Raw genomic sequence first — 11,350 nt, 5'->3', positions numbered from 1 at the left:
CTCGTCGCCGCCACGGCCGGGCTGCTGGCGGCGCTCGACGTCGGCGCCGGCGCGGCCGACGCCACCGCGCTGCTGCTCGTCGTCCCCGGCCTGGAGGGCTGGACCCGGCGGGTGCTCGACCGCCCGCGGCTGCGGGTGCTGCACCTGCCCGGGCTCGACTACGCGCCCGCGGCGTCGGCGGTGCACCGCGCCCTCTACCCGGCCGGGCTCGCCGTCGCGGCCCTCGCGCTGGTGGTGGCGGCCGTCGACGGCCCGGTCGTGGTCACGGTCGTCGCGACCGGCCTGCTGGTGCTGCTGCTGCTCGGCCTGCTGGTGGCCGACGTCCGCCTGCTGCGGGCGAGCGACGTCGCCCGCGAGCAGGTGCTGCCGGCCCTGGAGGCGTACCAGCCGGAGTTCGTCCTCTACTACGCGGCGACCGCCGGCGCCGGCTACCAGGTGGGCATGTGGATGCCGTACCTCGAGCGGCTCGGACGGCGCTTCGTGGTGGTCACCCGGTTCGCCAGCTCGATCGGCCCGATCGCCGAGCTCACCGACGCCCCGATCGTGCACTGCCCGACGCTGCGCAGCCTCGACGACACCATGGCCTCCTCGGTGACCACGGTGTTCTACGTGAACAACGGGCTGAAGAACACGCACTACGTGGAGCGCCGCGAGCTGACGCACGTCTGGCTGAACCACGGCGACTCCGAGAAGCCCGCCTGCTTCAACCCGGTGCACGCCATCTACGACCGCATCTTCACGGCCGGTCAGGCCGGCATCGACCGCTACGGGCGGCACGGCGTCGACATCGACCCGGCCAAGTTCGAGGTCGTCGGGCGTCCGCAGGTCGAGGCCATCGACGTCGTCCGGACGCCGGTGCCCGCCGAACCGACGGTGCTGTACGCGCCGACGTGGGTGGGCCCGTTCGCCGACACGAACGTCTACTCGCTGCCCGTCGGCCGCGGCATCGTGCAGGCCCTCCTCGACCGCGGCTGCACGGTGATCTTCCGGGCGCACCCGCTGAACTACGGCTACCCCGTCGCCCGGCGGCTGATCCGCGAGATCGGCGCCCTGCTCGACGCCGACCGCGCGGCCACCGGCCGGCAGCACCTGTGGGGTCGCGCCGCCGAGCAGGACCTCACGCTCGAGGAGTGCTTCAACCGCAGCGACGCCATGGTCGCCGACGTCTCGGCGGTGGTCTCCGACTACCTGTACTCCGAGAAGCCGTTCTCGATCGTGGCCGTCGACGCCACCAGCGACCAGCTGGTCGCCGAGGCGCCGGTCGCGGTGGCGGCGTACGTGCTCTCCGGCGACCTGCACGACGTCGACGCGGTGCTCGACGGCCTGCTCGTCGACGACCCGCTGCGCGAGCAGCGCCGGGCCACCAAGACGTACTACCTGGGGGACTTCCCGGCCGACCGCTACGCCGAGGGCTTCCTCGACGCCGCGCGCCGCGTCGTCGACACCCCGCGGTCCGTCGACCTCCGGGAGGACGCCCGTGCCCTCGTGGAGTGACGCCGGGCGCCAGCGGCTGCGCGGCCCGCTCGGCGGCGCCACGGCCACCGTCGCGTCGACCGCCGCGGCCGGGCTCGCCGTGGTCGCGCTCGTGGTGGTCGCCGCGCGCGGGCCGCAGGCGGTCGTCGTGGCGCGCTGGGTGCTGTCGCTGCTGTGGTGGGTGGTCGACGCCGTGGTGCCGCACCCGGCGTCCGAGCGCACCAGGGTCGACGCCGCGGTGGTGGTCGCGACCCGGCTCGGCGGTCGTGCGCTGCTCGTGCTGACCACGGCGCTGGGTGCCGGCCCGACGACGTCGGTGCGCTGGGGGCTCGGGCTGCTGCTGCTGGTCGCCGTCGTCGAACCGGTGCTCACCCGGCTGCGCCCGCCGGCCGACGCCGAGCACCTGCCCGGCCTGGGGGCGCAGCGCTCGCAGCGGCCGCTGGGCGTCGTCGGCCTGGGCGGCGTGGTCGTCACCGCGCTCACCGGCCTGCTCGCGGTGACCGACGCCGACGGCGCGGCCTGGGTGGGGCTGGGGGTGCTGCACGCCGCGGTGGCGCTGGTGGCGGGCGCGGCCGGGCTGCGCGACCTCCTCGGCCGGCGAGCCCGGTCGGCCGCGCTGCGGGCCGCGCTCGAGCGGCACGCCCCCGAGCTGCTCGTCTACAACGGCCGCGACGACGGCGGCGCCCACCAGGTCGCCATGTGGCTGCCGGCGCTCGAGCGCACCGGCCGCCGGTTCGCGGTGGTCACCCGCGGCCCCGAGGCGCTGGCCGCGGTCGCCGAGGTGACGACGGCGCCGGTGGTGTCGCGCGCGGCGTGGCGCGACCTGGACGACGTGGTGGTGCCGTCGGCCCGCGTGGCGCTCTACGTGAACGCCGCCTCGACGAACACCAACTTCGTCGGCTACCGCCAGCTGGTGCACGTCTACCTCGGGCACGGCGAGTCCGACAAGGCGCTGTCGTACCACCCGTCGCACGCCATGTTCGACCGCGTGCTGGTCGCCGGGCAGGCGGCGATCGAGCGGTACGGCCGGCACGGCATCGACATCTCGCTCGACCGGTTCGTCGTGGTCGGCCGGCCCCAGCTCGGCGCCATCGCGCCAGCCGGCCCGCGCCCGGGCGACGACCTGCCCGTGGTGCTCTACGCCCCGACCTGGGCCGGGTACAACGCCGCCAGCTCGCACTCGTCGCTGCCGGTGGCCGCGGAGGTCGTGCGCGGCCTGCTCTCGCAGCCGGTGCGGGTGCTCTTCCGGCCGCACCCGTTCAGCCGCCGGCGCAGCGCCGAGCGCGGCTGGGTGGCCGAGGTCGAGCAGCTGCTCGCGCAGGACGCCGCCCGCACCGGTCGCGACCACCGCTGGGGTGCGCAGGTCGAGCAGGGCACCGAGTTCGCCGACAGCGCGAACGCGAGCGACGTGCTGGTCGCCGACCTGTCGAGCGTGCTCGTCGACTACCTCGTGTCGGGCAAGCCGATGGCGGTGGTCGCCGCAGGGGCCGGCGCCAGGTACGCCACCGACTTCGCCGCCCGGCACCCCGTCGCCCGGGCCGCCGCCGTCGTCCGGCCCGACGGCACCGACGCGGGCCAGGTGCTGGCCGGCCTGCTCGGTGCCGACGAGCTGGCGCGCGAGCGGGCGCAGGTGCGGCGGTTCTACCTGGGCGGCCTCACCGCCGAGCAGTCCCTCGACGCCTTCACCGCCGCCATCACCTCCTGCGTCGAGCTCGCCGACAAGCGGCGCGTCGACCTCGAGGACCTGGCCGACGTCGCCGACGTGGGCGAGCCCGGCTGACCGTGCCGCCGTCGCCGCCCCCTGCCGCCACGCTGCCCGACGCCCGACGCGGTGTGCCGGGCGGGGCCCCCGCGCGTCGGTAGAGTGCGCCGGGTGAGTCGCCCCCGCAACGTCGCCGTGGTCCTGGCCGGAGGTGTCGGCTCGCGCGTGGGCCTCGACATCCCCAAGCAGCTCATCAAGATCGCCGGGCGGCCGATCATCGAGCACACCATCGCGATCCTGCAGGCCAGCCCGCTGGTCGACGAGATTGTCGTGATGATGACGCCGGGCTACCTCGACGAGGTGCACGCCGTGGTGCGCCGCGGCGGGTACGCCAAGGTCACGAAGGTGCTCGAGGGCGCCGGCACCCGCAACGGCACCACCGCGCGAGCGCTCGCCGCCCTCGGCGAGGACGAGTGCAACGTGCTCTTCCACGACGCGGTGCGCCCGCTGCTCAGCCAGCGCATCGTCGCCGACTGCGTCGCCGCGCTCGAGCGGTACGACGCCGTCGACACCGCCATCCCGTCGGCCGACACGATCATCCAGGTCGGCGCGGGCGACGGGCCGGAGACGATCGACGACGTGCTGCCGCGCTCGCTGCTGCGGCGCGGGCAGACCCCGCAGGCGTTCCGGCTGTCGGTGATCCGGCGCGCCTACGAGCTGGCGTCGGCCGACCCCGACTTCGTGGCCACCGACGACTGCACCGTCGTGCTGCGCTACCTGCCCGACGTGCCGATCGCCGTGGTCGCCGGCGACGAGCGCAACATGAAGGTCACCGAGCCGATCGACGTCTACCTCGCCGACAAGCTCTTCCAGCTGACCAGCCAGGACCTGCCCGAGCCGCGCACCGACGACGAGTACCGCGCCGAGCTGAGCGGTCGCACGGTCGTCGTGTTCGGCGGCAGCTACGGCATCGGCGCCGACATCGCGGCGCTCGCGGCCCAGCACGGCGCCATCGTGCGCACGTTCAGCCGCTCGACGACGGGCACGCACGTCGAGCGCCGCGAGGACCTGCGCGCCGCCCGGCAGCAGGTGCTCGACGAGACCGGCCGCATCGACTTCGTGGTGAACACCGCCGGCGTGCTGCCGCGCGGCGACCTCGACGAGACGTCCGAGGAGACCATCTACGCCGCCACCGAAATCAACTACCTGGCGCCGGTGCACATCGCGCAGGAGTTCTTCCCGGCGCTGCGCGAGACCGGCGGGGCGCTGCTGCTGTTCACGTCGAGCTCGTACACCCGCGGCCGCGCCGGCTACAGCCTCTACTCCTCGGCCAAGGCGGCGGTCGTCAACCTGACCCAGGCGCTGTCGGACGAGTGGGCCGCCGACCGGGTGCGGGTCAACTGCATCAACCCGGAGCGTACCGGCACGCCCATGCGCCGCAAGGCCTTCGGCGACGAGCCGGCCCAGTCGCTGCTCGACAGCAACGTGGTGGCCCGGGTCTCGCTCGACGTCATGCTGTCGAACACCACCGGGCACGTGATCGACGTGCGCAAGGACGACCCCTTCACCCAGGCCGCCGGCGACGCCTCCTAGCGGCCGAGCCGACGGCGGACGACCCGGACGGCGCGCCGCAGCGTCGCAGCGGGTGCCTGGACCGGCGGGGCCCAGGGCGGTTCGCCGGCCCGCCGGGCGTGCAGGCCACCGGTGGCGTCGGCGTCGAGCACCAGGTTCGTCCGGCTGCGGCGACCGTCGACTCGCACCTCGAGGGGGTGGGCGCCCGGCGGCAGCGGCGGCAGCGGGCCGGTCGAGCGGACCGTGCGCTGCGCCGGCAGCAGGCGCGCCGGCAGCTCGCGGTCACCGACCAGCAGGGTGACCGGCTTCGGCGCGGACGACCCGTGCGCGTGCAGCGCGGGCAGCCGCAGCGAGAGACCGTCCGGGCCGGTGCGGACGTCGCCCGGGCCCGGCCGCGCGCTGCCGACCACGGTGCGGCGCGTGGGTCCGACGTCGACGGCGAGGTTGCCGCGGTCGGTGCGGTAGGGCACGACCGCCCGGTCGCCGACGACACCCGGCGGCAGCGCGGCCGGCGTCCGCAGCCGGGTGACCGGGGCGAACCCCAGTGCGTCGACCCGCAGCTGCACCGACCAGATCTGGTCGGTGAGCGGCGCACCCAGCGCGGCGTCGGCGGGGTCGAGGACGGCCTCCGCGTGCACCCGCAGGTGGGTGCGACCGGTGGCCTCGTCGGTGGCGGCCTGCAGGCGGCCGACCGTGGGCAGCGCCCACTCGACGTCGTCCTCGCGGCCGCGCACGACCAGGTCGACCGCGCCCTCCTCGACGGCCTGCGTGACGTCGCGGACCGCGGGGTCGAGGGCGTCGAGCGCCGTGCCGACCCCGGGGGGCAGCCGCCGCAGCAGCCGGTCGTCGACCCGGTCGAAGTCCATCGGCGCGCCGCTGCCGTCGTGCAGCACGCCCTCGACCGTGATCGACAGCGCGCCGTCGCGCCACCGCACCCGCGCCGGCTCGGTGACCACCCGCGTGCCCTGGTCGAGCCCGGCCAGCTCGGCCAGCAGCTCGTCGACGCCGGGCACGGACGAGCGCAGCAGCGTCGCGCGGGCCAGGTCGGCCGGGGCGAGCAGCCGGTCGAGGTGCGGCGGGAAGTGCCGCAGGGTGCCGCGCAGCCGCTGCAGCAGCGCCGGCCGGTTCTGCGGCTGGTAGCGCAGCAGCCGCGGCCCGGCCCGCCCGAGCACCCGGCTGGCGAACCACCGCACCAGCAGCTGCTCGCGCAGGTCGCCGTCGGGCAGCTCCTCGACGGCCAGCAGCGAGTGGTCGAACGAGGCCCAGTAGACGTCCTGGTCGAACGCGTCGTTGCGCGAGGCGGACCCGCGCAGGTTCCAGCGGTAGCAGGGCACCGAGGCGAGCACCCCGACCCGGGCGCCGCGGGCGATCACCTGGGCGTTCACGTCGTAGTCCTCGAGGCGCACCCGGCCCTCGGGGAACCGCACGCGCGCGCTCTCCCAGAACGCGCGGCGGTACAGCTTGTGCGGCGTCATGCACTGCAGCACCGCCTGGTCGACGCGCTCGACGACGGGGACGTCGGCCCGCCAGGTGCGCCACCCGGGCGTGGCGCCGCCGGCTGCCGCCTCCTTGCCGAGCACGAGGTCGAGGTCGTGGCGGTCGCCGAAGGTCGTCATGGCCGACAGCGCGTCGGGGTACAGGTGGTCGTCGTGGTCCATGAACAGCAGGAAGCGGCCACGGGCCCGGGCGACGCCGACGTTGCGCGGCCGCCCGGGCCAGCCGCTCGGCTCGATGGCGTCGACCACCACCTGCAGCCGGGGGTGCGCCGCCGCGAACGCGCGCGCCCGGTCGAGCGTGTCGTCGCCCGACCCGTCGTCGACGACGACCACCTCGAAGCGCTCGGGCGCCAGGGTCTGCGCCGCGACGCTGGCCAGCGCGAGGTCGAGTCGTTCGCCGGAGCGGTACGTCGCCACGACGACGCTGACGTCGAGCTCGTCGGGGCGGTCTCCGGCAGCCGTCACGCGGGTTACCTCAGCACCCGCCGGCCGGCGGACCGGAGGGCCCCGCGGAGGCGCAGCGCGCGGTCGGTGGGCAGCACGGCGAGCTCGCGGTCGGCCAGCGCACCGGCCCGGGCGCCGGCGGCCCGGGCCGTCGACGGCGCGGCGGTGCCCGTCGGGCCGGCCGGGTCGCCCCAGAGCAGGGCGACCGGGCCGTCCGCGGGCAGCCGCACGAACGCGCCGATCCGCTGCGTGCGACTCCCGGAGCGCAGGTGCAGGCGCCAGCTCGTCGAGCTGCCGGGCTCGCCCACGGGACCGGTGAAGGTCCCGGCCACCACGCAGCCGCGCGGTGCCGCCACGACCTCGGCGGCGGCCGTCAGCTCGACGCCGTGCCGCCGCAGCAGCAGCTCGCTGCCGGCCGCCGGGGGCTGCCCGGTGGGCAGCTGCACCCGCACGACCAGGTCGTCGCCGCGGCGCCGGGCGAGGCTGAGGGCGAGGGCGACCTCGCGCGGGCCGGCCATCAGCGCACCGCCTGCACGTCGCGGGCCTGCCGGTCGAGCTCGACCAGGTCGGCCACCGCCTCCCGGACGCGCCCGGGGTCGGGACGCCGGTGCGCCCGCAGCAGCCGCAGCGCCGACCACGCCGGCGAGGCGAGCAGCCGCGCCGGGTCGACCGCGTGGGTGCGACCCAGCACCGAGGCGGGCACCACCTGGGGGTCGGGGGTCACCAGCTGCTCCACGATCTCGTCGTACGCCTCGTGCAGCACCTGCGAGCCGGCGTCCGGGCAGAGCACGACGGCCGTGCCGGTCGGGCCGGTGTCGACCTCCAGCACGACGAGGTCGGGCCGGTACCGGCGCAGCACGTCGACCACCTTGTAGACGTCGCCGGTCCAGGCCAGGGTGTGCCGGTCGCGGGCCGCCTCGGGCACGTCGCGCGGCAGCACGTCGTCGACCACGACGACGCTGCCGGGCGTGGTGAGCCGCTCGAGGTGCATGAAGTCGCGCAGCGCGAACTCGGCCAGGTGCAGGCCGTCGACGAAGCCGAGGTCGACCGGCCGCCCGCGCAGGTGCGAGAGGGCGCCGGGGGTGGTGAAGACCTCGTCGCTCGTGCTGCGCACCAGGTGCAGGTCGGCGCGCAGGTCGACGGTGACCTTGAACGCCGGGTCGATCGCCACCGACCGGGCCCGCGACAGGCTCAGGCTGCGCCCGTCGTTCACCCCCACCTCGAGGTAGGTGCGTGGGCGCAGGGCGCGGTGCAGCTGGCGCAGCAGGTCGTGACGCAGCACGTGGGCCTCCCGGTCGCAGGTGTTCGCCCCACCCTAGGGCGCGAGCGGCTCCGGCAGGTCGAGGCCGTGGACGACGGCGAGCCCGGTCACCGCGCGGGTCAGCACGACGTACAGCCGGCGCAGCCCGGTGCGGACGTCGGGCTCGGCGTCCGCGATCGCCGCGGGCTCGACGACGACCACCCGGTCGAACTCGAGGCCCTTGGCGACGGTCGCGGGCACGAGGTGCAGGCGGTGCGCGCCGTCCTCGTGGTCGCTGCCGAGCTCGAGGTGCTCGAGGCCGGCGTCGTCGAGCGTCGTCGCGGCCCGACGCACCCAGGCGTCGGGGACGATCAACCCGACCGACCCCTCGTCGGCGAGCGCCTCGGTCGTGACCGAGCGGACGGCGTCCCACAGGTCGGGGGGCTCGACCCGCACCAGGTCGAGGTGACCGGGGTCGTCGCGCACCGACTCGGGCGGGGTGAGGTCGGGCGCGACGTGCGGCAGCAGCCGGGCCGCGAAGTCGATGACCGCCTGCGGCACGCGGAACCCCCGGGTCAGCTCCTCGACGTGCGCGCCGTGCTGCCCGAGGTGGTCGAGCGACTCGGCCCACGAGCGGGTCGACCACGGCGTGGTGCCCTGCGCGATGTCGCCCAGCACGGTCATCGAACCGGTCGAGCACCGGCGTCCGACGGCGCGCAGCTGCATCGGGCTGAGGTCCTGCGCCTCGTCGAGCACCACGTGGCCCAGGCTCGTCGTCCGCTGCAGCAGGTCGGCGACCTCGTCGACCAGCACGGCGTCGGCCGCCGTCCACGGGGCGGTGCGCGGCCCGCGCACCGGCGCGTCCCACCGCAGCAGCGCCTGCTCGCCGTCGTCGAGCACGCCGTCGGCGGCGGCCGCGAGCGCCGCCGGGTCGCCGAGCAGGTCCATCACGACCCGGGCGGCGTCGAGGGCCGGCCACACCGCGTCGGCGTACTGCTTCACCGGCCGCGAGCGGGCGACGGTGTCCTGCACCCGGTCGTCGGGGGAGTCGCCGGCCGCCTCCATCTGCAGCAGCACCGCGTGCGCGAGCCGCTGGGGCAGCATCGCCCTGGCCGCGCCGTACCGGACGCCGCGGGTGCGCAGCTCGTCGAGCAGCTCGGCCACGCGGTGCGCCGGCACCCGCCAGCGCACCGAGCCGCGGGGCACGACGAGCGCCTCGCGGGCGGTGCCGACCCGCGACCACACGGCGCGCCGCAGCACCTCCGCCATCCGCGCGTCGCCCTTGAGCGTCGCGACGTCGGCCGGCTCGGTGCGGCGCACCGGCACCGCCGCCACCATGTCCTCGACGGTCGTGTGCCCGACCTCGACCTCGCCGAGCGCCGGCAGCACGGCGCCGACGTGCTCGAGGAAGGACCGGTTCGGGCCGACGACGAGCACGCCGCTGCGGGCCAGCCGGTCGCGGTGGGCGTAGAGCAGCCACGCCGCGCGGTGCAGGCCGACGGCGGTCTTGCCGGTGCCCGGCGCACCCTGCACGCACACCGTCGTCGCGACGTCGGCCCGCACGATCTCGTCCTGCTCGGGCTGGATCGTGGCCACGATGTCGCGCATCGGCCCGACGCGCGGGCGCTCGATCTCGGCGGCGAGGATCTGCGAGCGCGCCTCGGCCTCGCCGGCGTCGGTCAGGTGCTCGTCCTCGTACGCCGTGAGCCGCCCGTGGTCGACCCCGAACCGGCGGCGCAGCACCACGCCCATCGGCTCGGCGCGGCTGGCCCGGTAGAAGCCGCGCGACACGTCGGCCCGCCAGTCGACCACCACCGGGTCGCCCGCCTCGTCGGCCACGTGCCGTCGTCCGACGTACCAGCGCTCGCGGCCCCGGCCGCCCGGGTCGTCGACGTCGATCCGCCCGAAGAACAGCGTCGACGTCGGGTCGTCGAGCAGCGACGTCGCCCGCTGGTGCAGCGTCGCCGCGAGCACCTCGCTGCTGATCCGGTCGCCGCCCTGCACCTCGAGCGACAGCGTGCGCTCGCGCATCCGTGCCAGCTGCGCCCGGGCCCGCGCCAGGTGCGCCTGCTCGGCGGCGAGCAGCGGGTCGACGTCGGGCACGAGGAGCGAACCTACTCCCGAACGCACGACGCCCCCACCCGTGGCGGGTGGGGGCGTCGGCGGTACGGGTCACTGGCCGGTGGTGGGCCGCTTCGTGAGGGTGACGGAGACCTTGCGCTCGCTGCCGCTGCGCACGGTGGTCAGCTCGACCTTCGCACCGACCTGCTTCTCGCGGATCTGCGCGACGAGCGACTCGGAGCCGTTGACCGGGTCGCCGTTCACCGCGATGACGGCGTCGCCCTGGCGCAGCCCGGCGTTCGCGGCGGGGGTGCCGGAGGACACGGTCTGCACGACCGCGGCGGCCCGGGTCGCGGTGCCGTCCTTCACGGTGCCGTCGTCGAGCGTGACGCCCAGGTAGGGGTGGTCGGCGGTGCCGCTGCTGATGAGCTGGTCGGCGATCGCCTTCGCCTCGTTGATCGGGATCGAGAAGCCGAGGCCGATGCTGCCGGACTGGCTGCTGCCGGCGGACTGCCCGAGCGAGGCGATGGACGACGGGATGCCCACGACCCGGCCGCTGGTGTCGACCAGCGCGCCGCCGGAGTTGCCGGGGTTCACCGCCGCGTCGGTCTGGATCGCGTTGGTGACCACCGGGTCGGACGCGCTGGAGTCGCCGCCCTGGCCCTGGCCGAACGGGTCGCTCTGCTGCTGCTCCTCCTCGGACGACGTCGTCACGGGCCGGTCGAGCGCGCTGACGATGCCGGTGGTGACGGTGCCGGCCAGCCCGAGCGGGTTGCCGACGGCCATCACGTTCTGGCCGACCTGCACGGCGTCCGAGTCGCCGAGGGTGGCCGGCGTGAGGTCGGTGGCCCCGCTCATCTTCAGCACCGCGAGGTCGGTCGAGGGGTCGGTGCCGACGACCGAGGCGTCGTAGGTGCGGCCGTCGTTCAGCGTGACCTGCAGCTTGGCGTTGCTGCCGCCGGCGCTGGCGACGTGGTTGTTGGTCAGCACGTGCCCGGCGTCGTCGAGCACGACGCCCGAGCCCTGGCCGCTGCCGCTCTGCGAGCTGATCGAGATGGCGACGACGCTGGGCTCGACCTTGGTGGCGACGGCGTTCCAGTCGATGGAGCCGCCGTTGGCCTGCACGACGGGCCCGGCGCTGGTGCCGGCCGCCCGGGTGCCCGAGGTCGTGGTGCTGCTGGCGGGCGAGTCGTCGGTGCTCATGACCGCCGCGGTGGTGCCGGCGGCGACGACGGCGGCGACGATGGCCGCGATCGCGGCGTCGACGACCCGACGGCGTCCGCGACCCTCGCGGCCACCGGCGCCGGGCAGCTCGCCGGTCTGCGTCGAGCCGGGCTGCCCGCCGTACGCGGCGGCGCCGGG

At 76.0% G+C, this 11,350-nt stretch carries 8 protein-coding genes; 3 read left to right on the top strand and 5 right to left on the bottom strand.

The annotated features are described in order from the left end of the window. The 3 genes from ACYVI6_RS16105 to ACYVI6_RS16095 all read left to right on the top strand — a co-directional run. A partial coding sequence (locus ACYVI6_RS16105; protein WP_460447341.1) for a CDP-glycerol glycerophosphotransferase family protein occupies positions 1-1,494 on the top strand: 1,494 nt, incomplete at its 5' end. Then, the gene (locus ACYVI6_RS16100; protein WP_460447340.1) at positions 1,478-3,253 is read left to right on the top strand and encodes a CDP-glycerol glycerophosphotransferase family protein; all 1,776 of its coding nucleotides are present in this window, start codon (positions 1,478-1,480) and stop codon (positions 3,251-3,253) included. The genes ACYVI6_RS16105 and ACYVI6_RS16100, both read left to right, overlap by 17 nt. A gap of 93 nt (positions 3,254-3,346) precedes the next feature. Continuing rightward, positions 3,347-4,768 (top strand): SDR family NAD(P)-dependent oxidoreductase, encoded by a 1,422-nt coding sequence (locus tag ACYVI6_RS16095; RefSeq protein WP_460447339.1) that lies wholly within the window; start codon positions 3,347-3,349, stop codon positions 4,766-4,768. Here the strand turns inward: ACYVI6_RS16095 and ACYVI6_RS16090 are convergent. The 5 genes from ACYVI6_RS16090 to ACYVI6_RS16070 all read right to left on the bottom strand — a co-directional run. Then, positions 4,765-6,708, bottom strand: a complete 1,944-nt coding sequence (locus ACYVI6_RS16090; protein WP_460447338.1) for a glycosyltransferase — start codon at positions 6,706-6,708, stop codon at positions 4,765-4,767. The genes ACYVI6_RS16095 and ACYVI6_RS16090 overlap by 4 nt on opposite strands. A 5-nt stretch (positions 6,709-6,713) precedes the next feature. Further along, a complete protein-coding gene (locus ACYVI6_RS16085) occupies positions 6,714-7,205 on the bottom strand; it encodes a hypothetical protein (protein ID WP_460447337.1) in 492 nt (163 codons plus the stop codon). Next, complete coding sequence (locus ACYVI6_RS16080; protein ID WP_460447336.1) at positions 7,205-7,969, bottom strand: class I SAM-dependent methyltransferase; 765 nt, start codon at positions 7,967-7,969, stop codon at positions 7,205-7,207. Before ACYVI6_RS16080 ends, ACYVI6_RS16085 begins: the two co-directional genes overlap by 1 nt. A gap of 33 nt (positions 7,970-8,002) precedes the next feature. Further along, positions 8,003-10,030: a HelD family protein gene (locus ACYVI6_RS16075; RefSeq protein ID WP_460447335.1), complete on the bottom strand. Its 2,028-nt coding sequence runs from the start codon at positions 10,028-10,030 to the stop codon at positions 8,003-8,005. Between the two features lie 69 nt (positions 10,031-10,099). Further along, positions 10,100-11,350, bottom strand: a 1,251-nt coding sequence (locus tag ACYVI6_RS16070) for a S1C family serine protease (protein WP_460447334.1), incomplete at its 5' end; no start/stop codon positions are given.

It is taken from the genome of Angustibacter aerolatus (assembly GCF_054776675.1).
This window is presented reverse-complemented; position numbering and strand designations above follow the sequence as displayed.

Excerpts from the sequence above, each read along its gene's own strand:
- ACYVI6_RS16085 (WP_460447337.1), bottom strand. The coding sequence starts at position 7,205 with ATGGCCGGCCCGCGCGAGGTCGCCCTCGCCCTCAGCCTCGCCCGGCGC.